We start from the raw sequence: 26,417 nt of genomic DNA, 5'->3' as shown, positions 1-26,417 counted from the left end.
GGTCTCGATCAGGCCAGGGTCAATCCTGCCCGGCTCACTCCGGCAGGACGGGGTGCGGCCTGCCGTCGAGCCGTTCGTCCGCGCGGTACTGCAGCAGCAGCACCGACTGCACGGGACCGTCCGGCGCGGTGTAGCTGTGCGGCTCGCGGGCGTCGAACGCGACGTAGTCGCCCGGTCCGAGGTCCACCGTCCGGCCGGCGACCCCGACCCGCAGCCGCCCGGTCTGCACGACGGTGTGCTCGACGCCGACGTGCCCCTGCGAGCGCTGCGGCGCGTCGCCGCGGACGAGCTGGTCGTACACCTCGAAAACGCTGTTGTCGGCCTCGATCCGGCGCAGCGGCCGCAGGTCGACGCCCTCGCCGCGGAGCACCTCGACCTCGGCCGCCCGCACGACGGTCAGCCCGCCGCGCGGCCGGTGGTCGAGCAGGTCGGAGATGGCCACTTCCAGGGCCCGGGACAGGCTGAACACGGTCTCGATGGTCGGGTTGCCGGTACCCCCCTCCAGCTGCGAGAGCGTGGCCTTGCCGATGCCCGACCGCCGGGACAGCTCGGACAGAGTCAAGCCGCGCGCCGCCCTCGCCGCGCGGAGGTTGACCGCCAGCATGTCGCGGATCGACGGCTCACCGTCGTTCGGTAAAGCGTCCATCAGCGACGCCCTTCGTTCGATTTGCCGATCGGGCCAGGCGTCATGATGCCACGCTGTCGTTTAGGTGGCCGGCGCGCGGCAACGCGGCGGAGCGGCGGGCGCGGGGGCGATGCGGCAGGGACCGCAAGTGCGGGCGGTGCAGCAGGTGCAAACGGGTGCGGTGCGGCAGGTGCCAGCGGTGCGGCAGGTGCAAACGGGTGCGACGGTGCGGGAGGTGCCGGAGGTGCGAGCGGTACGGAAGATGCGGCAGCGCGGCAGCCGCCGCCGGGTGCCCTCGCGGCACGATCCGCCGCGAGTGCACCCGGCGAGCGCTACTTCGTGTACGTCAGGCAGTTCGCCGCGTGGCCGCCGTCGCCGGGGCCGACCCGGATGCTGTCCGCCGTGCACTCCAGGGACGAGTTGTGGCGGCAGTCCGTCCGGGAACACGCGCCGACCTGGGCCACGACGCGGTCCAAGCCGCCCTTCGTGTTCAGCGGGACGAACGTGCCGCAGTCGGCCGACCCGTTGTCGCCGCCGACGGTGATGGCGAAGGCGTGGCAGCCGTCGTGGTTGTAGCTACAGCCGCTGACCGTGCACTCGTGCACGGCGGGCATCTCGGTGGTGGTCATCCGCTCTCCTGGCTCCGTGGTGGGAAAACAGTCGGTTCCCCGACGCTCCCACCCGGAACCGGGCCTCGCAACGGAGGCGGCCACGGCCGGGTGATCCCTACCCGCCCGACCGGGTGACAAACACCCCCGATCGGGCAGGAACCTCACTGCGTGAGCGTGTTCGGGTCGCTGGTGCTCGGCCGCCCGGTCTCGATGTGTCCCGCGAGCCGGCGCAGGAAGCGCGGATCGCGGTCCGAAACGACCGAGACGTCGTACCAGTTGCCGCTGCGCCGGGTGTCCACCACCTCGACCACCCGCGCGCCCGGCCGCAGGAGCCGCGACGTCGAGCGGCGGCCGTACGCGTCGGTCAGCGTGAGCCGCACCGGAGCCGGGCCGCTGTTGGTCAGCACCAGGGCGAGGTTCCCGCCGCGGCCCTCCTGACGCGCGCTCACCTCGGGTCCGGCCTCGCCGCCGCGGAACTGCCGGACGAACCCGTTCGGCCCGTGGACGGTGTAGTCGTAACCCCCGGAGCCGGGCAGCGTCGCGGCGAGCGAGCGGCCGGCGCCCGCGGTGTACGTCCGCGGCTCGCCCCCGGGTGCGGTGACGTGGAACGTCGCGCCCGCCCGGCCCTGGTTGACGAACGTCAGGTGCAGGCCGTCGGTGGCCACCCGGGCGTCGGCGGCGAGGTCGTACGGCAGCGCCCGCGCCGGCCGCAGCCCGGGTTCCTGCTTCGGCAGCACGGCCCGGTCCGGGACCGCGGGCACGTAGTCCGGGTGCCGTTTCCGGTCCGGCGGGAAGTAGCCGGCCGTGTCCGGCAGCGCCGGAACCGCGGAGTCGGTCCGCGCGAAGTCGAACGCCGACGTCAGGTCGCCGCACACCGACCGGCGCCAGGCCGAGATGTTCGGCTCGTGCACGCCGAACCGCCGTTCGACGAACCGGATGATCGACGTGTGGTCGAACGTCTCCGAGCAGACGTAGCCGCCCTTGCTCCACGGCGACACCACCAGCATCGGCACGCGCTGACCGAGCCCGTACGGGCCGGCCGGGTTCGCCGCCGAACCGGCGAAGATCTCCCCCGCCGTGTCCACAGTGGACTGACCGGCCGTCGCGTAGGGCGGGACGACGTGGTCGAAGAAGCCGTCGTTCTCGTCGTAGGTGATGAACAGCGCGGTCTTGCTCCACACGTCCGGGTTCGCCGTGAGCGCGTCGAGGACCTGCGCGATGTACCAGGCGCCGTAGTTCACCGGCCAGTTCGGGTGCTCGCAGAACGCTTCCGGCGCGGTGATCCACGAGACCTGCGGCAGCGCCCCGGCCTTGACGTCCGCGCGCAGCCGGTCGAAGTAGCCTTCGCCGGCCTTGGCGTTCGTGCCGGTGCGGGCCTTCTCGTACAGGGCGTCGCCGGGCTTCGCGTTGCGGTACGAGTCGAAGTACAGGAGCGAGTTGTCGCCGTAGTTGCCGCGGTAGGCGTCTTCGATCCAGCCCCAGCTGCCGGCGGCGTCGAGGCCGTCGCCGATGTCCTGGTAGATCTTCCACGACACCCCGGCCTGCTCGAGGCGCTCGGGGTAGGTCGTCCAGGAGTAGCCCTTTTCGTCGTTGCCGAGGACCGGGCCGCCGCCCTTGCCGTCGTTGCCCGTGTAGCCGGTCCACAGGTAGTAGCGGTTCGGGTCGGTCGAGCCCATGAACGAGCAGTGGTAGGCGTCGCAGATGGTGAACGAGTCGGCGAGCGCGTAGTGGAACGGGATGTCCTCGCGCGTCAGGTAGGCCATCGTCGTCGAGCCCTTGGCGGGCACCCACTTGTCGTAGCGGCCCGCGTTCCACGCCGCGTGCGTGTCGTTCCAGCCGTGCGGGAGGTCCTGGATGAACTGCAGGCCCAGGTTGTCCGCTTCGGGGCGGAAGGGCAGGATGTCGCGCTTGCCGTCCGACTGCGCCCACACGGACTTCCCGTTCGCCAGCGTCACCGGCCGGGGGTCGCCGAAGCCGCGGACGCCGCGGAGCGTGCCGAAGTAGTGGTCGAACGACCGGTTTTCCTGCATCAGCACCACGATGTGCTCGACGTCCCGCAGTGTCCCGGTGCGGTGGTGCGCGGGGATCTCCGCGGCGCGCGCAATGCTGGTGGACAACACGGAAAGGGCGGCGGTACCGCCGGTCAGCTGCAGGAAACGTCGTCGGTTGACGTCCGTCATGGGGACTCCGGAGGTGTCGTGGTGGCGAGCCGGGTCAGTATGGGTGGCCGACGGCGAACCTGCACCGGAACCGAGGCCAACACCGCGGGAAACCCTGGTTAACGGCTGCGAGCGGACAGGCCGTCCGCAGCGCACTGGCCGGGTTCACCCTCGGGGAAGACACCGGCTCTTACGGCCGGCGGAGAACCAGCACCACCGGGCCCGGTTCGACGGCGATGACCCGCCCGGATGCCCGGGTTGTGGAGACCACGGGCTGAGCTCGAACACCGGACGGGGCACCGCCGGACCCGGGGTACCCGGCGCGCGCTCCGGCAAACGCGCGATCTGCGCGGGCCCGGCTGCGGAAACCGGTGAGGCCGGGCAGAATCCGGGGGTGCTGACCCGAGGAAGCCGAGGCCGGGGAACCGGTGTCCACGCCACCGGACGGACGACGCGGCGTTCCGGAGCGCGCTGACGTGGGCCGCGCGGAGTACCTGGTCGTCCTCGGCGCGTGCGTGCTGGTCACGCTGCCGATCGAGCTGGCGGGCGCGCGGGTGTACCGCAGGCCGGGCCGCCTGGTCCGCGCGGTCCTCCCGGTGGCGCTGGTGTTCCTCGTCTGGGACGCACTGGCCATCGGCGCCGGTGTCTGGCACTTCGACCCGGCGTTCGTCACCGGCCTGCGTGCCCCGTTCGGGATCCCGCTCGAGGAAGTCCTCTTCTTCGTCGTCATCCCGGTGTGCGGCATCCTGACCTACGAAGGGGTCGGCCTGACCGGACGGCTGCTGCGGCGGTTCCGCCGGTGAGGCCCGCCTCCGCTCAGCGGAGGTCCGAGGGGGGTCGACCTGCGAGCGGAGACGGGAGTTCAGGGCCGGTACGGGGATCGCCTCGCGGCGAAAGGCACGACACGGCTCCAGCCGGACTGGCTTCTTCGAAAAGGTCTTCTTCGAAAAGGCAGAGCCGTGAAGGCAAGGGGTGAGGCCCGGGGACACCGCCGTACCGACACTCTCTACAACGTCGTGGCCCTGCTGGTGTTCCGGACGGCGGGCGTGACGTGCGTCGCTCAGCGGACCGCCATCGGCCCGCCGGCACGGCTGCCTGCTCAAGGTCCCGGAGGTGTCCGTGGGACGGATGGGCCCTTGCCCAGGCGCAGGATCAAGGCGACCGCGTCCTCCGAGCGGCCTGCCGGAGCCAGGACCTCCTGGAGGAGCAGGCCACGAATCGCGGCAATGGTGACGGTGGCCGCGGTCAGCGCTTCCCGGGTGCCGAACCCTTCGCGTTCCGCCAGTGAGGCCAGCACGGTGGTCAGGTCGTCGAGCGAGTCGATGAACTCGCGAAAGTTCTCCGGGTGGTACGCCGCCAGTCCTGCGACGTGGAAGAAGCCGCGGACGCGCGACAGTTGCTCCGGGCGGGTGTAGGTCCGCCAGATCGCCACGACGAGGTCGTCGAAGGTGCCTTGCCGGGCGGCCTCGAAAAGCGCCTCGTTGTCACGGGAGCGCTGGGCCGTGAGCATGGCCGCCAGGACGCCCGGGAGCGACCCGAAGTGGTATCGCAGCAGGGCGTGGCTGGTCCCGGTCCGGGCGGCGATCTCACGGAGTGACACCTCCGGTGCGGGAAGGGCCTCGCCGAAGGTGTCGAGAAGCCGAGCCAGGAGGCGCTCGCGCGCGTCGCCGGTGCGTTCCGTGCTTGACAGGATCACTCCCACAGTTTATCCATTGGAAAAGACTAACGCTGTGAGGGATCTCCGATGAGCACCATGTGGCACGGCTGCCTCGCCGACACCGACTACTTCGAGCTGCGCTCCAGCGGTGGGCACGACTACGGCGTCTGGGTCACCACGCCACCGGGCTACGACCCCGCCTCGACGCGATTGCCTGCCGTGTATGTGCTCGACGGCAACTGGGCCGTGGGCATGACGGCTCCGCTCATCGTCACCCAGGCGGACCCCATGCAGCGGATCCGGCCCTACCTCCAGGTCAGCGTCGGCTACGCGGGCGCGGACGCACAGCACTGGGATCGGCTGCGCAACAGAGACCTCGTGCCACCCGGCGAGCCCGTCGCCAAGGAGCTCGTCGACGCCGTGGAGCTGGGAGTCCAGGCGGGCGCGAGGACACGCGAGGAAGCCGACGCCTACCTCGCCGAACTACGCGACACCCACGCCGATGCGTTCCTGAGCTTCCTCACCGCGGAACTGCACCCGCGGATCGAACGCGACTACCGCACGGCCACGAGCGGTCACGGCCTTTTCGGCTACTCCTACGGCGGGCTCTTCAGCCTCCACACCTGGCTCACCGGCAGCACGCTCTTCGAGAGCATCGGAGCGGGCAGCCCCGGCGTCGCCGGTGAAGACAGTCAGATCTTCGCCCAGCTCCGAGAGCTGGGTGACAGGCCGCACGCCGCCAAGCTCCACGTGACCGTCAACGAGCGAGAGCTGCTCGGAGACCTGGCCATCTACCAGAACATCACGAAGAACACGGCCACCGTCCTGCACCGCCTCACCGCACACGGCGCAGCCGTCACCAGCGCGGTCCTGCGCGAAACGCACGTGACCGGCCTGCAGGCCTCCTTCCTCAGCTACCTCAGGACCTGCCGGGCCCGGTGAGCGCGAACGCCGCCGGCCGGGCTCGCACGATCCTCGTGCGTCGTCAGCGGCGCCCGGCGCGGGTCGCCGCCAGGTACTCGCGGTTGAGCGTCGCGATGCTCGTGAACGGGATGCCCTTCGGGCAGGACGCCACGCACTCGCCCGTGTTGGTGCAGCCGCCGAAGCCCTCGGCGTCCATCGCGTCCACCATGTCGAGCACCCGGCTCGCGCGTTCCGGGCCGCCCTGGGGCAGCAGGCTCAGGTGGGTCACCTTCGCCGCCGTGAACAGGGTTGCCGAGCCGTTCGGGCACGCCGCCACGCAGGCGCCGCAGCCGATGCACGTCGCGTTGTCGAAGGCCAGGTCCGCGTCCGGCTTGGGGACCGGGGTCGCGTGCGCGTCCGGTGCGCTGCCCGTCGGCGCGCTGACGTACCCGCCGGCCTGGACGATCCGGTCGAGGGCCGAGCGGTCGACGACCAGGTCCTTGATGATCGGGAACCCCTTGGCCCGCCACGGTTCCACGTCGATGACGTCGCCGTCGGCAAAGGCGCGCAGGTGCAGCTGGCACGACGTCGTGCGCTCGGGACCGTGCGCCCGGCCGTTGATCACCACCCCGCACGAGCCGCAGATGCCCTCGCGGCAGTCGTGGTCGAACGCCACCGGCTCGTCGCCGGCCTCGATCAGCCGCTGGTTCAGCACGTCCAGCAGCTCGAGGAACGACATGTCCGGGCTGACGCCGTCGACCGGATAAGCGACCAGGCGGCCTTCGGCGGCCGGTCCGGCCTGCCGCCAGACGCGGACGGTGAGTTTCATGTGTAGCTCCGCTGGGTCGGGTGGACGTGCTCGAAAACCAGTTCTTCGCGGTGCAGCACCGGCTCGGCGCCGTACTCCCACGCGGCGACGTGGGCGAAGTTCTCGTCGTCCCGCAGGGCTTCGCCGTCGGCGGTCTGGTGCTCCTCGCGGAAATGGCCGCCGCAGGATTCCTCGCGCGCGAGCGCGTCGACCAGCATGAGCTCGGCCAGCTCCAGGAAGTCGGCGACGCGGTTCGCCTTTTCCAGCTCCTGGTTGAACTCCGCGCCACGGCCCGGGACCCGGACGTCGCGCCAGAACTCGGCCCGCAGCTCCGGCACCCGGTCCAGGGCCTTGCGCAGGCCTTCGCGGGTGCGGGACATCCCGCAGTGGTCCCACATCAGCAGGCCCAGCTCCCGGTGGAACGAGTCGGCGGACCGCGTCCCCCGCACCGCCAGCAGCCGGGAGATCCGGTCGCGCACCTCGGTTTCCACCTGGCGGACCACGTCCTCGGAGACGTCGCCGAGCCGCGTGCCGCCGAGGTAGTCGTTCACCGTCGCGGGCAGCACGAAGTAGCCGTCGGCGAGGCCCTGCATGAGCGCCGACGCGCCGAGCCGGTTGGCGCCGTGGTCGGAGAAGTTCGCCTCGCCGATCACGAACAGCCCGGGGATCGTGCTCTGCAGGTCGTAGTCCACCCAGAGCCCGCCCATCGTGTAGTGGATGGCCGGGTAGATCCGCATCGGCACCGCGTACGGGTCTTCGGCGGTGATGCGCTGGTACATGTCGAAGAGGTTGCCGTAGCGGGCTTCGATCGCCGGACGGCCGAGGCGCGCGATCGCGTCGGCGAAGTCGAGGTAGACGCCCAGCCCGCCGGGGCCGACGCCGAACCCGGCGTCGCACACGTTCTTCGCCGCCCGCGAAGCGATGTCCCTCGGCACGAGGTTGCCGAAGCTCGGGTACAGCCGTTCGAGGTAGTAGTCGCGCTCGCCCTCGGGGATCTCCCCCGGCGGCCGCGGGTCGCCGCTGCGCTTCGGCACCCAGATCCGGCCGTCGTTGCGCAGCGACTCGCTCATCAGCGTCAGCTTCGACTGGTGCTCGCCCGACCGCGGGATGCACGTCGGGTGGATCTGGGTGAAGCACGGGTTCGCGAAGTAGGCACCGCGCTTGTGCGCCCGCCAGATCGCCGTGGCGTTGGAGCCCTTCGCGTTCGTCGACAGGAAGAAGACGTTGCCGTACCCGCCGGTCGCGAGCACGACGGCGTCCGCGAGGTGCGTCGTGATCTCGCCGGTGACCAGGTCGCGCGCGACGATGCCGCGGGCCCGGCCGCCGTCGACGACCAGGTCGAGCATCTCCGTGCGGGCGTGCAGCTCCACGTTCCCGGCGTCGATCTGGCGGGACAGCGCCTGGTACGCGCCGATCAGCAGCTGCTGGCCCGTCTGGCCGCGCGCGTAGAAGGTCCGCTGCACCTGCACGCCGCCGAACGACCGGGTGTCCAGCAGCCCGCCGTACTCCCGGGCGAACGGCACGCCCTGGGCCACGGCCTGGTCGATGATCTGCGCCGACACCTGGGCCAGCCGGTACACGTTGGACTCGCGGGCCCGGAAGTCGCCGCCCTTGACCGTGTCGTGGAAGAGCCGGTACACCGAATCGCCGTCGTTGCGGTAGTTCTTCGCCGCGTTGATGCCGCCCTGTGCCGCGACGGAGTGCGCCCGCCGCGGCGAGTCCTGGAAGCAGAACTGGACGACGTGGTAGCCCTGCTCGGCCAGCGTCGCGCCGGCCGAGCCGCCGGCCAGCCCGGTGCCCACGACGATCACCCGGTGCCGCCGCCGGTTCGCCGGGTTCACCAGTTTCGCGGCGAACTTCCGTTCGTCCCACCGCTGTTCCAGGGGAACGGCGGGGGCCTTGGTGTCGGCGATCGGGTCGCCTGAGCGATAGCCGTTCATGTCACAGCCGTCCATGTCAGTGCACCAGTCCCGTCATGATCGCGACCGGGACGAGGGCGTAGCCGCCCGCGACCACGACCGCCGTCGTGCTGCCGAAGATCCGGATCGCCCGTTCCCGCCGCGGGCGGGTGACGCCCAGCGTGCGCGCCGCGCTCGCGAAGCCGTGGTGGATGTGCAGGCCCAGCATGGCCAGTGCGACCAGGTAGATCAGGTTCACCCACCAGACCTGGAAGTCCGCGACGAGGTTGTGGTACGGGTCGCCGGGGACGAAATCGCGGTTCACCGTGCCGACGGTGAAGTCGAGGATGTGCCAGACGACGAACACCGCGAGCGTCGCACCGCCCCAGCGCATCGTCCGCACCGCGAAGGTCGCGCGCGCCGGCTGCCGGTGGACGTACCGGACCGGCCGTGCCCGTCGGTCGCGCCGGGCCAGCTGCACCGCCGCGGTGACGTGCAGGACCAGCGCGGCGAGCAGGACCGCGCGCTGGAGCCAGAGGAACCACTCGCGGCGCAGCACCGGTTCGCCGATCGTGCGCAGCCAGTGGGCGTAGTGGTTGAGGTCGTCGGCGCCCAGGAACGTCTTGAGGTTGCCGGCCATGTGCGCGAACACGAAGGCGAGCAGGAGCAGGCCGCTCACCGCCATGACGGCCTTCTTGCCGATCGTCGAGGCCCAGAAGCGCCGGACGGCCGATCGTCGTCTTGCCGGGGGCCTGGTTGCGAGCTCGTTCACCACCCGGTCGACGTTAGGAGCGCGTCGACCAGAGGTCAAAGACATGATAACTCTGTTCTCCATAGGCAACAGCTATCGTGATGGCATGCAGTTCCAGCAGCTCGCCTACTTCGTCGCCGTCGCCGAGCACCGGCACTTCACCCGCGCCGCCGAACAGGTGCGGGTGGCCCAGCCGTCGCTGTCCCAGCAGATCCGCGCGCTCGAGCACGATCTGGGCGCCCCGCTGTTCCACCGGATCCGCGGCAACGTCTCCCTCACCGAGGCCGGGGAAACGCTGCTGCCGATCGCGCGGCGGATCCTCGCCGACACCGAAACCGCCCGGCTGGCCATCCGGGAACTGGCCGAGCTCGACCGCGGCCGCGTCCGGCTGGGTGCGCCGCCGAGCCTGTGCACGGGCCTGCTGCCCGCCATGCTCGCGGCGTTCCGCCGCCGGTACCCCGGCATCCAGCTGGAGCTGCACGAAAGCGGCTCGGGTGACCTGCGGCAGCGGCTGGCCGAGGGCGCACTGGACCTGGCGCTGCTGGCGGGCGCCCGGACGACGGCCGAGGCCGGCCTGACGGCGACACCGCTGCTGCTCGAAGAGCTGGTGGTGATCTCCGCCCCGGACACGCCGGTCGCGGGCGACCGCCTCGGCATCGCCGAGCTCGCCGACGTCCCGCTGGTGATGTTCCGCCGCGGCTACGACGTGCGGGAAGCCACGGTCAACGCCTGCCGCGCCGCCGGGTTCGAACCGTCGTTCGCGATCGAGGGCGGCGAGATGGACGCGGTGCTGGAACTGGTGCGCGCCGGCGTCGGCGCGGCGGTGGTCCCGAGCACGGTGGCCGGCGACCGGTTCCGGATGACCCGGTTCACGCCCGACGCGGGGATGACGCGCGTGGTGCAGCTGGCCCACCGCGCGGATCTGGAGCCCACCCGGGCGGTGCGCGCGCTGCGTTCGGCGATCACCGGGTTCGTGGCCGACCCGGCCCGCCGGGCGAGCCTGCCGCCGGGCATCGAGTCCCTGGTGGACGAACGGACCGTCAGCTGAGGCCGAACCGCTCGGCGAACGCGGCCAGCTCGGCACGCCGCCGGCCGGGTTCGGCCGTGCCGGGCGTCACGACCACCCGCGTCACGCCCTGGCGGGCGAGCTCCTCGACGTCCTCTGTGGACAGATCGAGGGAGCCCCACCGCGTGTACTGCAAGCCGTCCGGGTCACGGCCCGCTTCGCTCGCCGTGGTCCGGACGAGCTCGAACTGACGGCGCCGCTCGTCCGCCGTGAGCGCCCCGCCGGGGAAGTACCCGTCGCCGCGACGGCCCGCCCGGCGCGCCGCGGCCGCGCTCGAACCGCCGACGTGGATCGGCAGCTCGCGCACCCCCACGGGCTTCGGGAAGCTGCAGACGCCCTCGAACGAAAAGAACTCGCCGTCGTGGCCGACCCCCTCTTCGCCGCCCGACCACAGCAGCCGCAGGACGTCGATGGCCTCGTCCGCCCGGCGCCCGCGGGTGGCGAAGTCGACGCCGGCCGCACTCGCCTCGCCGGGCAGCGCGCCGATCCCGACGGTGAGCAGCCGCATGCGCCCGCCGGACAGCACGTCGACGGTCGCCAGCCGCTTGGCCAGCACCACCGGGTGGTGATACGGCAGCAGCAGGACGCCGGTGCCCAGCAGGATGCGGCTCGTGACCGCGGCGACGAAGCTCAGGCATTCCAACGGATCCGCGTACGGCAGCGACGGGGGCAGCGTCACCGGCCCGATCTTCGCACCCGGGTACAGGGCGACGTGTTCCGGCAGGTACAACGACTCGAACCCGCATTCCTCCGCGTCCCGCGCGAATCCCGCGATCGTTTCCGGGGCGGCACCGAAAAAGGGCATGCTGTAACAGATTCCGAACTTCACGCTCGCCAAGCTAGACCTTGACGCCGACGTCAAGGCAACTACCGGATCCTCGTCAGCCGGACGAGGGCGGCGAACCCGTCTTCGGTGCCGGGCCAGTGGGCCCGCACGGCGTCGAGCCCGGCACGGCGCACCACCGAGCGCAACACGGCGCTGACGATGATCGCGTCGTCGGCGTACCCGAGCACCGGGATGAAGTCGGGCACCAGATCGATCGGCAGCGCGAGGTAGGCCAGCAGCAGGCCGAGCCGGATCCGCACCCCGCGCGGCAGCGTCTTGTCGGCGGCGAGCCGGCGGACGAGCCGCAGCACGTCCGGCAGCAGCCGCAGCGCCTCCCGCAGCAGTCCCCCACGAGGCCGGACGACCACGAGCGCGACGACGAGGGCGGCCCACGCCAGCAGCAGCGCGGCCACGACCCCGATCAGCAGGTCCCACCAGAACGAACCGCTCACGGTCCCGCACCCACCACGGCGCCAAGGGTACGTCCGGGCGGCGCGCCAACACCGCACTTTCCCTATGAAAGTGTTCCGGAGTTACCACCTCCGGAACACTTTCATAGGGAAAGTGCGGACTACGGAGCCGAGTGGCACGGCCCGGCCCGTCGCGCGATCCGGGCGGCCGGGTTTTGACCTCCGTCCACCGGGGAACGCCGGACGGAGAGGGATCGGCAGGCGGAGGTCGGGGTGCTCGGTGGGTTGTTCGCAGTGACCAAGGCGGGGATGACGCTGGCCCTGGCCGGTCCGGTCCTCGTGACGCAGCAAGCGAAGAAGGCGGTCTCGGCGCTCGGCCCGCTCGCCGGGGAACTGGCCGCGGGGGCGGCGGGCACCGCGGCGGAAGCGACCCGGACGAGCAGCCGCACGGCCGTGCGGGCCGCGCGGGTCGTGCGCAACGCCGCGGGTGCCCGGTCCGCCGTGTGGCGCGCGGGGCGGCGGCTGCACGTGCCACTGCGGCCCACCGAAGACGCCGATCGCCCGGACGGGTCCGCGTTCGCCGCCGAACTGGCCGGGCTCACCGGCGTGGCCGGGGCCTACTGGGACGGCGGGCTCGGCAGCGTGGTCCTCTACCTGGCCGAAGAGGCCGCGGCCGACCACGTCCTCGACCGGATCGCCGACCGCTGCGAACGGCACGGGCTGACGCCCGCCGAGCCGGGTGACTCCGCTCCGGCCCACCCCGGTGACACCTACGGGGTGCGGACGGCGGCGCTCGCCCTCGCGATGGACGTCGCCGGGCTGGCCGTTTCGGTCGGTACCCGCGCGGTGCGCTCCGGCCGGGTGCACGAAGCCGTGCGCGCGGCGGTGTCCGCGGCCCGGGAACACCCGGCCGTCCGCGCGGCGCTCGACGAGCAGTTCGGCTGGTACACGGCCGAACTGGCGCGCTCGGGCGTGTCCGCCGCGGTGCGGGGGCTGAGCCAGGACCCCCTCGAACTGGTGCTGGACGCGCTCCTGCGCACCGGGCAGCTCACCGAGGCGATCGCGCGCCTCACCGCGTTCGACGCCGGGCACGACGACCTCTGCTCGCCGCAGCGGCCCAGCCTCGGCGTGACACCGCCGGAGCGCCGGACCCGGATCCCTTCGGAGGACTACGCCCGCAACGCCGTCGGCGGTGGCCTGCTCGCCGCGCTCGCCGACCTGCTGGTGCGCCGCAACCCCCGCGAAGCCGCCGAAGCGTTCCTCGCGGCGTCGCCGATGCCCGCCCGGTACGCCGACACCGCCTTCCACACGGCGATGGGCACCGCCTTCGCCCGCGAAGGCGTGCTCGTCCGCGACCCGGACCGGCTCAAAGCACTGGACACTGTGGACACCGTCGTGCTGCACGCCGACGCGCTGCACGGCGAAGACGGCCTCGACCCGCACGCCGAAGCCGTGCTGGACGCCGCGCGCCGGGCCGAAGCGCGGGTGGTCATCGCCGGTGCCGGCGCCCGGGACCGGCTCGGCGAGTTCGCCGCGCTCGCCGACGACGTCGCGCAGGAATCGTTCTTCGGGCTGGTGACGCGGCTGCAGGACGAAGGCCGGGTGGTGCTCACCGTCGGACGGCCGCCGTCCCGGTGCGCGCCGAACTGCGACGAGGTGACGGGCCTGCTCGCCGGCGACCTCTGCGTCGCCCTCGCCGACCGCAACGCGCCGGTGCTCTGGGGCGCCGACCTGATCGTCCGGCCGGGACTGACCGGTGTGTGGCGGGTGCTGCGGGCGGCCGGTGCCGCGCGGGTGAACAGCAAGCGGGCCACCCGGGTGGCGACCGCGGGCGGCCTGATCGGCGGGCTGCTGCTGATGTCACGCCGCCGGCGGACCCTGGTCCCGGCCATCCCGCGGCTGGACCCGGTGCTGCTCGGCGGGCTGACCGGGCTGGCGATGGGCACGCTCGCCGCGGTGCGGGTGGCCGCCGCCCGGCCCCCGGCCGGCCGGACCCGGATCGCCTGGCACGAGCTGACCGGCGAGGAAGTCCTCGACCGGCTGGCCGCCGCGGAAACCGAGCCGACGCACTGGGAGCTGACCACCCGGCGGCTGCGGGCGGGGGCCGCCGCGGTGACCCGGCACCCGGCCGCGGCGCCGGTCCGGTTCGGGGCCGGGCTCACCGCCGACGTCGTCGCCGAGCTGAACGACCCGCTGACCCCGGTGCTGGCGCTCGGCGCGGTCGCGTCCGCCGTGGTCGGCTCGCCGGTGGACGCGCTGCTGGTGGCCGCGGCGATGGGTCTCAACGCCGTCGTCGGCGGGGCCCAGCAGTTCCGCGGCCGCCGCGCGCTGGCGAAGCTGCGCGACGGCGAGCGTCAGCGGGCACGCCGGGAAGGCGGCCGGGTCGTCGACGCGCGGGCGCTGGAGCCGGGCGACCGGATCGAGCTGCGGGTCGGCGACGTCGTGCCGGCCGACGCCCGCCTGCTGACCGCCAACGACCTCGAAGTGGACGAATCCGCGCTGACCGGCGAGTCGCTCCCGGTCGCCAAGCAGCTCGACCCGGTCCCGGGCGCGCCGATGGCCGAGCGCAGCTGCCTGGTCTTCGCCGGCACCACGGTGGTCAGCGGCGAAGGCACCGCGGTGGTCGTGGCGGTCGGCTCGGAGACCGTGGCCGGCCGGGCGGTGGAGCTGGCCACCCGGACCGCCGCCGCGGTGGGCATCCAGGCGCGGCTGCAGGACCTCACCCGCCGCGCCCTGCCGCTGACGATGCTCGGCGGCGCGCTCGTCACGGGCCTCTCGGCGATCCGCGGCCGTCCGCTGCGCCGGGCACTGGCCGGCGGGGTGGCGATCGCCGTCGCCGCGGTACCCGAAGGGCTGCCGCTCGTGGCGACCGTGGCCCAGCGGGCGGCCGCCCGGCGGCTGTCCGCGCGCGGCATCCTGGTCCGCGCACCGCGGGCGCTGGAGGCGCTGGGCCGCCTGGACGTCGTGTGCTTCGACAAGACGGGCACGCTGACCGAGAACCGCCTGCGCGTGGTGACCACGACCGGGCCCGACGGCGAAGCGCGCGAGCCGGGGCCCGAGGACGGGGTGCTGCGGGCCGCCGCCCGCGCGTGTCCCGGCACGCTCGACGACCCCCACGTCCGCGCGCACGCCACCGACCACGCCGTGCTGGACGCCGCCGGCCCGGACGAGGGCTGGACCGAGCTCGCCGGCCAGCCGTTCGAGGCGAACCGGGGCTACTCGGCGACCGTCGGGCGCGACGGAGACGGCGAGGTGACGCTGGTCGTCAAGGGCGCCCCGGAGATCGTGCTGCCCGCCTGCGCCGGCGCGGACGAGCTCGCCCGCGCCGCGGAAGCGCTGGCGGACAAGGGGTTGCGGGTCCTGGCCGTGGCGTCGCGGAAGGCCGGGCCGTCACTCGACGGCGACGACGAGGAAGTGCTGGCGGACCTGGAGTTCCTCGGGTTCCTCGGGCTGGCGGACACGGTGCGGCCCACGGCCGAGCCGCTCATCGGCGGGCTGCGCGCGGTCGGCATCGCCCCGGTGATGCTCACCGGCGACCACCCGAACACCGCGCGGGCCATCGCGACGTCGCTCGGCTGGCCGTCCGACGCCCCGGTCGTCACCGGGGACGAACTCGCCGCGCTCGACCGCGCCGGCCGGGCCCGGCTGCTCGACGGCGCCGGCGTGATCGCCCGCGTCGCGCCGGAGCAGAAGCTGCAGGTCGTCGAGGCGCTGCGCGAGGCCGGGCGGGTGACGGCGATGGTCGGCGACGGCGCGAACGACGCGGCGGCCATCCGCGCCGCCGACGTCGGCATCGGCGTGCGGGCCAAAGCGTCGACCGCCGCCCGCACCGCGGCCGACGTCGCGCTGACCGACGAGGACCTGACCGTCCTGCTGGAGGCGGTCGCGGAGGGCCGCGCGCTGTGGCGCAGCGTGTCGGACGCCGTGGTGATCCTCGTCGGCGGCAACGCGGGCGAGATCGGCTTCTCGGTGCTGGGCACGCTGCTGTCGGGCGACTCGCCGCTGGGCACCCGCCAGCTGCTGCTGGTCAACCTGCTGACCGACCTGTTCCCGGCGATGGCCGTGGCGGTCACCCGCCCGGACGACGACGGCGCCGGCGGTTCCGGCGGCCTCGGGGAGGGGTTGTCCCGCGCGATCACCAGCCGGGGCGTGACGACCGGCGTCGGCGCGACGACGGCGTGGCTGATCGGCCGGTTCACCCCGGGAACGGTGCGCCGCACGAGCACGATGGCCCTGTGCGGCCTGGTCGGCACCCAGCTGGCCCAGACCCTGCGCGGCCGGAGCCGCAGCCCGCTGGTGGTCGGGACGGCGGTCGGGTCCGCCCTCGCGCTGGCCGCCATCGTGCAGACGCCGGGCGTGAGCCAGTTCTTCGGCTGCACCCCGCTCGGCCCCGTGGCGTGGGCCGGAGTCGGCGCGGGTGTCGCGACCGGCGCCGTGACCTCGGCCCTGCCGATCCTCCGCCAGCCGTAACTCACGTGATCCGGGCCGCAACTGGCGTGATCCGGGCCGCAATTCGCGTGATTGGAGCCGGAACTCGCGAGTTCCGGCTCCAATCACGCGAGTTCCGGGTTTGATCACGCGAGTTACGGGCTCAGTCCCGGCCGGCGGCTTCCGGGTACACGAAGTGGGGGTCGGCGTCGCCGAGTCCGAACAGGCGCCGGCCCTCCGCGAACCGGGACGTCAGGAATTCCGCCGGCCGCGGCGTACATCGTGCCGCCCAGGATGACCGCCGCCCCGGCTCCGGCCGCGGCGCCGAGGCCGACCGCCGCGACCCCGACCTCGGCGACCCCGACGCCCGCCGCGACGATCGCGCCGCACGGTTCGAGGATCGCGCAGCCGACGCCGCCGATGATCGCGCCGCCGATCGCGAGACCCCAGCCGGAAATCGCGAGCGTTTCGTCAGTGTGCGCGGGCGCGCAGGTGCGCCCGTTCCCCCTGGCGGCCGAACAGGATCAGCAGCTCGACCGGCTTCCCGTCGGCGCTGCCGAGCCAGTGCGGGATCGTCGTGTCGAACTCCGCCGCCTCGCCCGGGGGCAGGACCAGGTCGTGCTCGCCGAGGACCAGCCGCAGCTTCCCGTGGAGCACGTACAGCCACTCGTGGCCCTCGTGGGTCTGGTGGTCCGGTACCGGCGGCCGGTCCGCGCTGGGGATGATCATCTTGTAGGCCTGCATGCCACCGGGCCGCCGGGACAGGGGCACGAACGTCATGCCGTGGCGGTGGATCGGGGTCAGGTGGATGCGGGGGTCGCCGGTGCGGGGCGCGCCGACGAGGTCGTCGAGCGGGACGTCGTAGGCGCGGGCCAGCGGCAGCAGCAGTTCCAGGCTGGCCCGCCGCTGCCCGCTTTCCAGCCGCGACAGCGTGCTTTCCGACACCCCGGTGGCGGCCGCGACGTCGGCCAGCGTCATCCCGCGGTGCCGGCGCAGCGCCCGCAGCCGGGGGCCGACCGCGTGCAGCACGTCCTCGAAGTCGTCGCTCACCCCGGCCATCTTGCCGGAACCGCAAGAACGCGTGCCGGATCCGCCGGTGCCGGGTCAGGGTGGGCCCATGACACCGACCACCGAAGCGTCCCGGTTCTGGGACGGCCACTACACCGCCCACCTCCCGGCCACCGAGCCGGGTGCCAACGTCCGGCTCGCCGAGGTCGCCACCCGGCTGTCCCCCGGCCGGGCCCTCGACCTCGGGTCCGGCGCCGGCGGGGACGCGCTGTGGCTGGCCCGCCGCGGCTGGCGGGTGACCGCCGCCGACATCTCCGCCGTCGCACTCGACCACCTGGCGGCCCGCGCCCGTGACCTCGGGCTCGGCGACCGGATCACCACCGAGCGGCACGACCTCGCCGCGACGTTCCCGGCGGGCCCGTTCGACCTCGTTTCGGCGCACTACCTGCACACCTCCTTCCCGCTGCCCCGTGACCGCGTGCTGCAGCAGGCCGCTCGGGCCCTATCCCCCGGCGGCCGGCTGTTGGTCGTCGAGCACGGGTCCGTCGCGCCGTGGTCGTGGAACCAGGATCCGGGCAGCTACCCCGCCGCACCGCGGGTGCCGCCCCTCGATCCGGCGGAGTGGACCGTCGAGCGCGCCGACGCCCTCCCCCGCCGCGCGACCGGCCCCGGCGGGCAGACCGCCGAAGTCGTCGACCACCTGCTGCTCGTCCGCCGCACCCGCTGAAAGGCCCCGCCATGCCCCGAACCCGGCGGGACACCCCGCCCCCGCGCACCGGACCGTCCGAAAAGGACGTGCTGCGCGGCTTCCTCGACCACCTGCGGGCCGCGGTCGCCGCCAAGGCCCAGGACGTGCCGGAGCCGCAGGTGCGGACGCCCGGCGTCCCCTCCGGCACGTCGCTGCTGGGCCTGGTCCGGCACCTGGCGCACGTCGAACGCTTCACCTTCCTCGGCGAGGACGTCGCCGACTGGCCCGGCACGTTCCGGCCGCGGCCGGAGGAGTCCGTCGCCTCGGTCGTGGCGGACTACCGCGCCGCCTGCGAGCGGGCGAACGCGGTCATCGACGCCTGCACCGACCTGACGCGCCCGGTCGCCCGGCCCGGCCGCGGCGCGCCGTCGATGCGCTGGGCGCTGGTCCACCTGATCGAGGAGACCGGCCGCCACGCCGGGCACGCCGACATCCTCCGTGAGCTGCTCGACGGCAGCACCGGCCGGTGACCTGGCATGATCCGTCCGTGCGGGTACTGCTGGTGGAAGACGACCAGCCGATCGCCGACTCGCTGCGACGCGGTCTGGTGCGATACGGCTATGAAGTGACGTGGGTGCGGACGGGCGCGGAGGCCTTGGACGCCGGGCCCGCGGACATGGTGCTGCTCGATCTGGGCCTGCCCGATGTGGACGGTCTCGACGTCTGCCGTGAGCTGCGCGCGCGGGGTGACGTGCCGATCATCGTGATCAGCGCGCGGGCCGACGAGGTCGACCGGGTGGTCGGGCTGGAGATCGGCGCGGACGACTACGTGTCGAAGCCCTTCGGCGTCCGCGAGGTGATCGCGCGGATGCGGGCGGTGGCGCGCCGCGTGCGGCCGGTCGCCGACGAGCCCGCCGGGGCACCGTCGCCCGATTCGCCGGCCGGCGGGCGGCTGGTCATCGACCGCCGGGCGCGCCGGGTCCACGTGGACGGCGACGAGCTGGCGCTGTCGCCGAAGGAGTACGACCTGCTGGCCTTCCTCGCCGACGCGCCGGGCGCGGCGCTCACCCGGGAGCAGATCATGGAGGCCGTCTGGGACGCCCACTGGTTCGGCCCGACGAAGACCCTGGACGTCCACATCGGAGCGTTGCGCCGCAAGCTCGGCGACGCGGCCGTGGTCGAGACGGTCCGCGGGGTCGGGTTCCGGCTGGTGGTCGCCGGGTGACCGGCCCGACTTCGCTGAACCGCCGTCTGGTCGTCAGCTACGTGCTGCTGGTGGCGATCGCGATCGCCGCGTTCACCGTGCCGGTCGCGTTCGTGCTCACCGCCCAGCTGCGCGGCGACGTCGAGACGTCGGTGCGGCGCGAAGCCGACACCGCCGCGCTGCTGCTCTCGGCCGGGGACCAGCCGTCCCGGCAGGCGCTGGCGCGGCTGGCCGAGGCCTACGGCAAGGAAACGCCGGGGCGGCTCGACGCCGTCCTCGCGGACGGAACCGCGCCGGGACCGCTGCCGGTGCCCACCGCCGCGGACGACCCCGCCTTCCGCGACGCGCTGGCCGGGCAGGCCTCCACCCGGTGGACCCACGCGGCCGCGCTGGACGCCGACGGTCTCGTGCTGGCCGTCCCCGCGCGGGACGCGGCGGGCCGCGTGGCCGGGGCGATCCGGGTCAGCTACCCGTCGGCGCCGCTGGAGGCGCGGCAGCTGCAGATCTGGGGTTTCCGGGCGGTGCTCGCGGTCGCGGTGCTCATCGTCGCCGCGTTGCTGGGCGCGTTCTTCGCGCGGCGGCTGACCCGGCCGTTCCGGGAGCTCAACCAGCTGGCGGGCCGGCTGCGCGACGGCGAGCTGACCGCGCGTGCCGAGGAGTCCGGCCCGGTCGAAACCCGCACCCTCGCCCGCACGCTCAACAACGCCGCCGAAACCATCGACACGCTGGTGCGCGCGCAGCGGGCGTTCATCGCCGACGCGTCGCACCAGCTGCGCACGCCGCTCACGGCGTTGCGGCTGTCGCTGGACAACATCGCCGACGGCGTGCACGACCCGGACGTCCGCGATGACGTCGACCAGGCCACGGCCGAAGTCGTCCGGATGAGCAGGCTGGTGACCGGCCTGCTCACCCTGGCCAAGGCCGAAGCGGCGATCGCCGCGCCCGAACCGGTGCGGGTCGCCGACGTGGTCGGCGGGCGGCTCGGCGTCTGGCGCGCGGTGGCCGCCGACCGCGGCGTCGAGCTGCGCCAGGACGACGCCGACGCGGACCTGCTCGCCATGGTCAGCCCCGGGCACCTCGAGCAGGTGCTGGACAACGTGCTCTCGAACGCCCTGGAGGTGTCCCCCGACGGCGGCGCGGTCACCGTGTCGAGCGGCCGCCGCGACGACCACGCGGTGCTGGAGGTCGCCGACGAAGGCCCCGGGTTGTCCGAAGCCGAGCGGAGCCGGGCGTTCGACCGGTTCTGGCGCGGCCAGGGCCGGACCGGGCCGTCGGGGTCCGGTCTCGGCCTGGCCGTCGTGAAACAGCTGGTCACCGACGACGGTGGCACCGTGTCCCTCGGTGCCACCGACGGCGGCGGGTTGCGGGTCCGGATCGTGTTACCCCTCGGGCATCACTGACGAGTGGTGGTTGACGATCAGCCACTTGCCCTCGCGCAGTTCGTAGACGTAGGTGTAGCGCGCCCGCACCTTGTCGGCCTTGCCGTCCTTGGTCAGGACGAACTCGTAGACGCCGGTGTTCACCGCGGTGTCGGCGTCGAGGACGTCGACCATCTCGTCCTTGATCACGCCTTGGGGCTTGTTCTGGAGGAACTTCGTGAAGTAGTCCACGATCTGCGCGCGGCTGCGGCGGACCTCGTCGGACACGGTCGGCAGCAGGACGGCGTCCGGCGCGTAGAGGTCGGCCACCCGCTGCGGGTCGCCCGTCGCCAGCGCCGCGTTCCACTCCGGGAACAGCGCCGCGATCTGCTGTTCGGTGGGTCGCGCCGGGCCGGCCGCGGCACCGGTGGGCGTCGCGGCGGAACCGGTCCCACACCCCGCCGCCACTGCCGTGACCGCCGCGGTCGCCACCACGACCACACCCACCTGCATCTTGCGCATTTTCGCCTCCTGGCCGGGGAACTGCTGACAAATCCACTGTGGAACGGCGACCGGAAGGGGAATTCCAGCGCGCGGACAGGACCGGGGAAAAGTTCGGCCAAGGCGGCCGCACGCGTTCGCTCTGCGGGTCACCCGGAAGAGTGCTATTTGATCCGTTATGAGCGAATCACCCCACTACCCGCAGTCGTCCGCCTCGACGGGCCAGGCGCCCGCCCCGCCCCGGCCGGGCACGGTCGAAGGGGCCTTCTGGGCGTTCATCGCCGCGCCGGTGATCGGCCTGATCGGAAGCCTGCTGATCTTCGGCAACCGGGACAAGATCGCGTCGGCCATGCGCGACACGGACAGGCAACGCGGCGGCAACCTCACCGAGGCGCAGCTCGACCAGGCGGTGAACGTCACGATGATCACCGCGGTGGTGATCGCGGTGATCATCGCCGGGTTGTACCTGCTGTTCGCGTTCAAGCTGCGCGCCGGCCGCAACTGGGCGCGCATCGTGCTGACCGTGCTCGCCGCCCTGCAGCTGCTCTCGGTGCTGACCGGGCAGAGCACGATCGGCAGCTACGTCGCGGTGCTCGCGGCGGTGGTCGGCGTGGTGCTGTCGTACACGGGCCCGTCGAACGCCTACTTCGCGGCGGCCAAGGCGCAGCGCTGACCGGTTCCGCGCCCGGCCACTGACGTCAAGCGAGCAGACTGTCCGATTTGGACGGTCAGGCGTACCACATCCGGGCGGCCAGCCGGAGGAATTCCCGGCCGTCACCGGCACCCAGCGCGGTGCCGCGGTCGGGGTATACGTCCAGCACCCGGTCCGCCCCGGTCAGCCGCAGCGCCCGGCTCACCACGGCGTTGCCGCCGGTGACGATCCGGAGCCGGGCGTTCTGGGCGGCGGCGTGGTCGGTCACCGCGCTCAGCACGCGGACCCCCGCCGCGCCGAGGAAGTGCAGCCCGCCGAGGTCCAGCACGATCACCCGCGGTTCCGGGCTGCCGGCCAGCGCGGCGGCCACCGCCCCCACGACGACGAGCACCGTGCCGGCGTCGAGCTCACCGGCCAAGGTCAGGAACACCGGCTCACCGCGCGAGCACGAGACCCGCAATCGCCCCGACGCCACGCAAAAACACCCCATCTTCGAAAGAACCGGCACGAACGGGCACTGCGGCTCCTGCACGACCCGCCCGCGCGCCAGGCTAGTAAGGGCTTCGGACTGATCACAAGCCGTGACGGCGCGAGTCGACCCGATCGTGTTTCACCAGGGAGAGACGGGGGAAGACACGCGGAGCGGTTCGCTTCCAAGGAGGGTTGTCGTGGCGGCACCACCCGATCCGGCGGCCACCGGGGTGCGCACGCTCATCCCGGCCCGCATCGACCGGTTGCCCTGGTCCCCGTTCCACACGCGGATGGTGGTCGCCCTCGGAGTCGCCTGGATCCTCGACGGCCTGGAGATCACGGTGGCCAGCGCGGTCGCCGACACCCTCACCAAGCCCGAGACGCTGAACATGTCGTCGGCGGCCGTCGGGCTGCTGGCGACGGTCTACCTCGCCGGCGAGGTGGTCGGGGCGCTGTTCTTCGGCAGCCTCTCCGACAAGCTCGGCCGGCGGAACCTGTTCATGCTGCCTCTGGCCGCCAAGCGCCCCAATGTGGCCTTCGGTGCGTTCAACGCACCGAAGGCCACCTTGGGTGCGTTCAACGCAACCAAGGCCACCTTGGGGCGCTTCAGCCTGCGGCCCCTGCGGCGCTGCGGCCCCGCCCGGCCGGTCCAGGGCCGGGATCAGCCCGGCCCGCTGCTCCGCAACCGCGGCAGCACCGCCAGCCACTCCAACGCCTCCTCGGCGGTGCCGTGGACCGGCAGCAGCCGCTCCAGGCCCAGCACCCGGATCGGGCGCAGCACCGCCCGGCCCGCGGCCGCGATCGCGAACGGCACCCCGCTCACGTGCGCCTCCGAAGCCGCCACCAGCAGCTCCGTGATCCCGCCCGCGCCGCAGAACGACACGCCCGACAACTCCAGCACCAGGGCCCGCGGGGCGAGGTCGATCTCCTCACCCACCCGCGTGCGGAGCCGGCGCAGCACCGGCAGGTCTACCTCGCCGCGGATGGCGACGATCGTCGCCTCCGCCGTGGCGGTCACCCTCAGTGCCATCGCGGACGGGACGTCGACGCGAAACTGCGGCGGGGCGATCTGGTCGAGCACACGGGCCTCCTCGAAGCGAGGGACGACCGGGAGGCAGCCCGGCCTCCCGGCCCACCCACGGAACGGACGCGCAGGGTGGAGCGGGCGGCTGCCGGCTGAACCGCGATGCCCACACCGTACGCCTCCGCGGCGGCGGCGTCCGCCCCCGCCCGAATTCGTCGAATTCGGGCGCACGCGGGACGAATTCCCGGAATGCACCGGCCCGATCCGGATAACGGTTCCCGGTCCAGTCGGCCCCGAAGTCACACCGAACGCCCGTCTTCTGCTAAGAAGTGCATCGTTTTGTCGACCGATGCAGGGGTGCGGGTGGCTTTCGAGGAACAGCTCGTCAACGGGCGGTACCGGCTACTGGGGCACCTCGGCCACGGCGCGATGAGCCTCGTGTGGCGGGCCAAGGACGAGCGGCTGGACCGCGTGGTGGCCGTCAAGCAGTTCCTGCACGAGCCGGACGCGGGCGGCGACGTCTGCGAGCGGGCGATCCGGGAGGCGCGGCTGGCCTCGCGGCTGCGGCACCCGAACGCCGTCGCGGTGTACGACGTGTTCGAGGACGCCGGCTCGATGTACCTGGTCATGGAGTACGTGCCCGCCCGCTCGCTGACCGAGCTCCTCGTCGAACGCGGGCCGCTGCCCCGGTGCGACGTGCTGCGGCTCGGGCGGCAGATCGGGGCGGCGCTGGCCGCCGCGCACGGCGACTGGATCCTGCACCGGGACGTCACGCCCAACAACGTGCTGGTCACCGACGACGGCACCGCCCGGATCACCGACTTCGGCGTGTCCCGCGCGCTCGGCGAGCACCCGGCCGCCGACGACGGCGTCGTCGTCGGCACGCTGCCGTACCTGGCCCCGGAGGTCGCCCGGGGCGGCGAGGCCGGCCTGCCGTCCGACGTCTACTCGCTCGGGGCCACCCTCTACACCGCCCTGGAGGGCACGCCGCCGTTCGGCACCAGCGACGACCCGATCACCCTGCTGCGGCGGATCACCGAGAACCAGCTCAGCCCGCCGTCCCACGGCGGCCCGCTGACCGCCGTGCTGATGCGGATGCTCGAACGCGATCCGGCCGCGCGCCCGTCGATGCAGGAGACGGTGGACCTGCTGGCCGCCGTCGGCAGGCCGGGCCCGGCCGTCGTGCCCCGCCGGTCCCGGTTCCGCCGCGCCGCCGTGACCGGGGCGGCCGCGTGCCTGACTTCGGTGAGCGTGGCGGCCGGCCTCGCCCTCGCCGACCGGCCCGGGACCACCGCCGCGGCCCCCGTCGAGCACCCGCCGACGACGATCACCGCCGACCGCACCGTCCGCAGCACCACCACGGCCCCCGCACCGGTGCCGCCCCGCGCGTCCGGGGAGCCGTCCCGGCGCCCCGCGGTGCAGCCGTCCGGGACCGGCGGCTGCACCGCGCGCTACGAGGTCACGAACGCCTGGCCGGGTGGCGCCCAGGTGCAGGTGACCGTGCACAACGACCGGCCGACGCGGCTGACCGGCTGGACGGTGACCTGGGTGCAGCCCGGCGGGGCCGGCATCCGGGACCTCTGGAACGGCACCCTGAGCCAGGCCGGTTCGTCGGTGACCGTCACCGACGCCGGCTGGAACGCCCTCGTCGAGCCGGACGGTTCGGCCACGTTCGGGCTGAACCAGGACATCACCGGCGGCCGTCCCCCCGCTCCGGCCCTCAGTTGCCAGACGAACTGATACCGTTATCGTTCCGTCACATCCGGATTGCCCATTCTTCCGTAGCGGCCGTATTCGTTTCCGGCATCCGGAACGAATACGTCGAACGCTATTTCCTACCCCCACCCAGGTGAGTGAATTGGGCCGACCCGGCGAACTGCGCGCCGCCACCGGCCGTGTTCCCTGATGACGGAAACGACTGAGGGGAGCGTGCCCGTGCACGAAGGGGCAGTGATCGCCGGCCGGTACCGCGTACTCGGCCGGGCGGGTCACGGCGCGATGGGCACCGTGTGGCGGGCGAAGGACGAGCGGCTCGACCGCCTGGTCGCGATCAAGCAGCTCTTCCCCGACTCCCCCGCCGATCCGACGGCCGCGGAGCGCACGCGCGAGCGGACGATCCGGGAAGCCCGCGTCACCGCCCGGCTGCGCCACCCGCACGCGGTCGTCGTGTACGACGTCGTCGAGCAGGGGTCCGCGGCCTACATCGCGATGGAGTACCTGCCGGCCCGCACGCTGACCGACCTGCTGGAGGAGCAGGGCCCGCTGGTGCCGGAGTACGTGGCCGAACTGGGCGCCCAGCTCGCCTCGGCGCTGGCCGCGGCGCACGCGGAAGGCGTGGTGCACCGCGACATCAGCCCCAACAACGTCCTGGTCACCACCGACGGCTCGGCGAAGATCACCGACTTCGGGGTGGCCCACGCGCGCGGGGAAGGCACCGCCACCGGCCGCGGGCTGGTCGTCGGCACGCCGGCCTACCTCGCCCCGGAAGTCGCGGACGGCGCCGAACCCGGTTTCCCGTCCGACGTCTACTCGCTCGGCGCGACGCTCTACACCGCACTCGAAGGGCGGCCGCCGTTCGGCACCGACGAAAACCAGCTGGCCCTGCTCAAACGCGTCGGTGCCGGTGCCATCACCCCGCCGGCCACCAGCGGCCCGGTCACCGACACCGTCCTCCGGCTGCTGCACCGGGATCCGGCCGCCCGCCCCGCGATGGCCGGGGCCGCGCGGCTGCTGACCCGCGCCACCGTTCCCGGGGTGGCCCCGGCGGCCGCCCCGCCGGACAGCGCACCCGCGCCGGCCCGCCGCCGCCGCTCCCGGGTGGCCTTCGCCGGGACGGCGCTGGTGCTGACGGCGGCCGCCGTCGTGGCGGCGACGTCGCTCTCGTCCGGCCGGGAACCCGCGAGCGCGGCGGCCCAGCTCGCTTCGGCGCCGTCCGCCACCCCCTCCACGACCGCCCCGGCCGCTCCGCTCGCGTCCCGGACCACCGGCTGCGCCGCGCGCTACCAGGTGGTGAAGTCGTGGAACGGGGGCTTCCAGGGGCTGGTGACCGTCCGCAACAGCGGGCAGGCCGAAGTCACCGGGTGGACGGTCAGCTGGGCGACGCCGGCCGGGACGAGCATCGACGACCTCTGGAACGGCAGGCTCGTGCGGACCGGCGCCACCTCGGCGATCGTGAACGCCGAGTGGAATGCCGTGCTGAAGCCGGGTGAATCGACCACCTTCGGCTTCATCGCCCTGGCCCGCGGCGGCAACCGCGGGATGCCGGTGACCGAGTGCCGTCCCGGGGAATGAATCGGTGCACCGGCGTTTCCGGCCATCCGACCAAGGTGGCTTGACCAGCGGCATTGACCGGCATTAAGGTCGACATCC

24 protein-coding genes are annotated in these 26,417 nt (G+C 73.3%); 11 read left to right on the top strand and 13 right to left on the bottom strand.

Going from position 1 to position 26,417, the window contains the following annotated elements; translation table 11 throughout:
- Positions 1 to 34: 34 nt before the first annotated feature.
- From ACLJQE_RS21750 to ACLJQE_RS21740, 3 genes are all read right to left on the bottom strand, one after another.
- Complete coding sequence (locus ACLJQE_RS21750; RefSeq protein WP_410641139.1) at positions 35 to 646, bottom strand: helix-turn-helix domain-containing protein; 612 nt, start codon at positions 644 to 646, stop codon at positions 35 to 37.
- Positions 647 to 957: 311 nt separating this feature from the next.
- Positions 958 to 1,254, bottom strand: a complete 297-nt coding sequence (locus tag ACLJQE_RS21745; protein WP_410641138.1) for a DUF1540 domain-containing protein — start codon at positions 1,252 to 1,254, stop codon at positions 958 to 960.
- Between the two features lie 143 nt (positions 1,255 to 1,397).
- Entirely contained in the window at positions 1,398 to 3,416 is a 2,019-nt protein-coding gene (locus ACLJQE_RS21740) for a phosphocholine-specific phospholipase C (protein WP_410641137.1), read from the bottom strand.
- A gap of 455 nt (positions 3,417 to 3,871) precedes the next feature.
- Between ACLJQE_RS21740 and ACLJQE_RS21735 the strand changes: the two genes are divergently transcribed.
- Positions 3,872 to 4,198, top strand: a complete 327-nt coding sequence (locus tag ACLJQE_RS21735; RefSeq protein WP_410641136.1) for a lycopene cyclase domain-containing protein — start codon at positions 3,872 to 3,874, stop codon at positions 4,196 to 4,198.
- A 296-nt stretch (positions 4,199 to 4,494) separates the two neighbouring features.
- Here the strand turns inward: ACLJQE_RS21735 and ACLJQE_RS21730 are convergent, their stop codons facing one another.
- Positions 4,495 to 5,091 (bottom strand): TetR/AcrR family transcriptional regulator, encoded by a 597-nt coding sequence (locus ACLJQE_RS21730; protein ID WP_410641135.1) that lies wholly within the window; start codon positions 5,089 to 5,091, stop codon positions 4,495 to 4,497.
- Positions 5,092 to 5,139: 48 nt separating this feature from the next.
- Between ACLJQE_RS21730 and ACLJQE_RS21725 the strand changes: the two genes are divergently transcribed.
- On the top strand, positions 5,140 to 5,994 hold the full coding sequence (locus tag ACLJQE_RS21725) for an alpha/beta hydrolase (protein ID WP_410641134.1): 855 nt from the start codon (positions 5,140 to 5,142) through the stop codon (positions 5,992 to 5,994).
- A gap of 43 nt (positions 5,995 to 6,037) precedes the next feature.
- Here the strand turns inward: ACLJQE_RS21725 and ACLJQE_RS21720 are convergent, their stop codons facing one another.
- The 3 genes from ACLJQE_RS21720 to ACLJQE_RS21710 are packed head-to-tail and all read right to left on the bottom strand — an operon-like array spanning position 6,038 to position 9,433.
- The gene (locus ACLJQE_RS21720) at positions 6,038 to 6,784 is read right to left on the bottom strand and encodes a succinate dehydrogenase/fumarate reductase iron-sulfur subunit (protein WP_410641133.1); all 747 of its coding nucleotides are present in this window, start codon (positions 6,782 to 6,784) and stop codon (positions 6,038 to 6,040) included.
- The gene (locus ACLJQE_RS21715) at positions 6,781 to 8,703 is read right to left on the bottom strand and encodes a fumarate reductase/succinate dehydrogenase flavoprotein subunit (RefSeq protein ID WP_410641132.1); all 1,923 of its coding nucleotides are present in this window, start codon (positions 8,701 to 8,703) and stop codon (positions 6,781 to 6,783) included. Before ACLJQE_RS21715 ends, ACLJQE_RS21720 begins: the two co-directional genes overlap by 4 nt.
- 16 nt (positions 8,704 to 8,719) lie before the next feature.
- Positions 8,720 to 9,433 carry a succinate dehydrogenase cytochrome b subunit gene (locus ACLJQE_RS21710; RefSeq protein WP_410641131.1) on the bottom strand — a complete coding sequence of 238 codons (714 nt, stop codon included), beginning with the start codon at positions 9,431 to 9,433 and terminating at the stop codon, positions 8,720 to 8,722.
- 85 nt (positions 9,434 to 9,518) lie between these two features.
- Here ACLJQE_RS21710 and ACLJQE_RS21705 point away from each other — a divergent pair, with 85 nt between their 5' ends.
- The gene (locus tag ACLJQE_RS21705) at positions 9,519 to 10,460 is read left to right on the top strand and encodes a LysR family transcriptional regulator (protein ID WP_410641130.1); all 942 of its coding nucleotides are present in this window, start codon (positions 9,519 to 9,521) and stop codon (positions 10,458 to 10,460) included.
- Here the strand turns inward: ACLJQE_RS21705 and ACLJQE_RS21700 are convergent.
- Entirely contained in the window at positions 10,453 to 11,283 is an 831-nt protein-coding gene (locus ACLJQE_RS21700) for a TIGR03619 family F420-dependent LLM class oxidoreductase (RefSeq protein WP_410641129.1), read from the bottom strand. The genes ACLJQE_RS21705 and ACLJQE_RS21700 overlap by 8 nt on opposite strands.
- 62 nt (positions 11,284 to 11,345) lie before the next feature.
- Entirely contained in the window at positions 11,346 to 11,756 is a 411-nt protein-coding gene (locus ACLJQE_RS21695; RefSeq protein WP_410641128.1) for a YkvA family protein, read from the bottom strand.
- A 252-nt stretch (positions 11,757 to 12,008) separates the two neighbouring features.
- Between ACLJQE_RS21695 and ACLJQE_RS21690 the strand changes: the two genes are divergently transcribed.
- The gene (locus tag ACLJQE_RS21690; protein WP_410641156.1) at positions 12,009 to 16,184 is read left to right on the top strand and encodes an HAD-IC family P-type ATPase; all 4,176 of its coding nucleotides are present in this window, start codon (positions 12,009 to 12,011) and stop codon (positions 16,182 to 16,184) included.
- 429 nt (positions 16,185 to 16,613) lie between these two features.
- On the opposite strand, the gene ACLJQE_RS21685 is transcribed toward ACLJQE_RS21690, so the two are convergent.
- Positions 16,614 to 17,192 carry a helix-turn-helix domain-containing protein gene (locus tag ACLJQE_RS21685; RefSeq protein ID WP_410641127.1) on the bottom strand — a complete coding sequence of 193 codons (579 nt, stop codon included), beginning with the start codon at positions 17,190 to 17,192 and terminating at the stop codon, positions 16,614 to 16,616.
- A 67-nt stretch (positions 17,193 to 17,259) separates the two neighbouring features.
- Between ACLJQE_RS21685 and ACLJQE_RS21680 the strand changes: the two genes are divergently transcribed.
- Genes ACLJQE_RS21680 through ACLJQE_RS21665 form a run of 4 tightly spaced genes read left to right on the top strand, consistent with a single transcriptional unit; the run spans position 17,260 to position 20,442 of the window.
- Positions 17,260 to 17,877 carry an SAM-dependent methyltransferase gene (locus ACLJQE_RS21680; RefSeq protein WP_410641126.1) on the top strand — a complete coding sequence of 206 codons (618 nt, stop codon included), beginning with the start codon at positions 17,260 to 17,262 and terminating at the stop codon, positions 17,875 to 17,877.
- Between the two features lie 11 nt (positions 17,878 to 17,888).
- Positions 17,889 to 18,368, top strand: coding sequence for a DinB family protein (locus ACLJQE_RS21675; RefSeq protein ID WP_410641125.1), 480 nt, complete (start codon positions 17,889 to 17,891; stop codon positions 18,366 to 18,368).
- A gap of 17 nt (positions 18,369 to 18,385) precedes the next feature.
- On the top strand, positions 18,386 to 19,063 hold the full coding sequence (locus tag ACLJQE_RS21670) for a response regulator transcription factor (protein ID WP_410641124.1): 678 nt from the start codon (positions 18,386 to 18,388) through the stop codon (positions 19,061 to 19,063).
- Positions 19,060 to 20,442 carry an ATP-binding protein gene (locus ACLJQE_RS21665; RefSeq protein WP_410641123.1) on the top strand — a complete coding sequence of 461 codons (1,383 nt, stop codon included), beginning with the start codon at positions 19,060 to 19,062 and terminating at the stop codon, positions 20,440 to 20,442. The genes ACLJQE_RS21670 and ACLJQE_RS21665 overlap by 4 nt, the downstream gene beginning before the upstream one ends.
- On the opposite strand, the gene ACLJQE_RS21660 is transcribed toward ACLJQE_RS21665, so the two are convergent.
- Positions 20,422 to 20,922 (bottom strand): SgcJ/EcaC family oxidoreductase, encoded by a 501-nt coding sequence (locus tag ACLJQE_RS21660; RefSeq protein ID WP_410641122.1) that lies wholly within the window; start codon positions 20,920 to 20,922, stop codon positions 20,422 to 20,424. The two genes, ACLJQE_RS21665 and ACLJQE_RS21660, sit on opposite strands and share 21 nt — an antisense overlap.
- 157 nt (positions 20,923 to 21,079) lie before the next feature.
- Here ACLJQE_RS21660 and ACLJQE_RS21655 point away from each other — a divergent pair, with 157 nt between their 5' ends.
- Complete coding sequence (locus tag ACLJQE_RS21655) at positions 21,080 to 21,574, top strand: hypothetical protein (RefSeq protein ID WP_410641121.1); 495 nt, start codon at positions 21,080 to 21,082, stop codon at positions 21,572 to 21,574.
- Between the two features lie 55 nt (positions 21,575 to 21,629).
- Here ACLJQE_RS21655 and ACLJQE_RS21650 read toward each other — a convergent pair whose 3' ends face one another.
- Together ACLJQE_RS21650 and ACLJQE_RS21645 are read right to left on the bottom strand one after the other, a co-directional pair.
- Positions 21,630 to 21,983 carry an STAS domain-containing protein gene (locus ACLJQE_RS21650; protein WP_410641120.1) on the bottom strand — a complete coding sequence of 118 codons (354 nt, stop codon included), beginning with the start codon at positions 21,981 to 21,983 and terminating at the stop codon, positions 21,630 to 21,632.
- Between the two features lie 702 nt (positions 21,984 to 22,685).
- Positions 22,686 to 23,105, bottom strand: a complete 420-nt coding sequence (locus ACLJQE_RS21645) for an STAS domain-containing protein (protein WP_410641119.1) — start codon at positions 23,103 to 23,105, stop codon at positions 22,686 to 22,688.
- A gap of 306 nt (positions 23,106 to 23,411) precedes the next feature.
- Between ACLJQE_RS21645 and ACLJQE_RS21640 the strand changes: the two genes are divergently transcribed.
- Both ACLJQE_RS21640 and ACLJQE_RS21635 read left to right on the top strand, forming a co-directional pair.
- Positions 23,412 to 24,788, top strand: coding sequence for a protein kinase domain-containing protein (locus tag ACLJQE_RS21640; protein WP_410641118.1), 1,377 nt, complete (start codon positions 23,412 to 23,414; stop codon positions 24,786 to 24,788).
- Positions 24,789 to 24,953: 165 nt separating this feature from the next.
- Complete coding sequence (locus ACLJQE_RS21635; RefSeq protein WP_410641117.1) at positions 24,954 to 26,339, top strand: serine/threonine-protein kinase; 1,386 nt, start codon at positions 24,954 to 24,956, stop codon at positions 26,337 to 26,339.
- Positions 26,340 to 26,417 lie beyond the last annotated feature (78 nt).

Source organism: Amycolatopsis sp. lyj-346 (genome assembly GCF_046548975.1).
Taxonomy (GTDB): domain Bacteria; phylum Actinomycetota; class Actinomycetes; order Mycobacteriales; family Pseudonocardiaceae; genus Amycolatopsis.
This window is presented reverse-complemented; position numbering and strand designations above follow the sequence as displayed.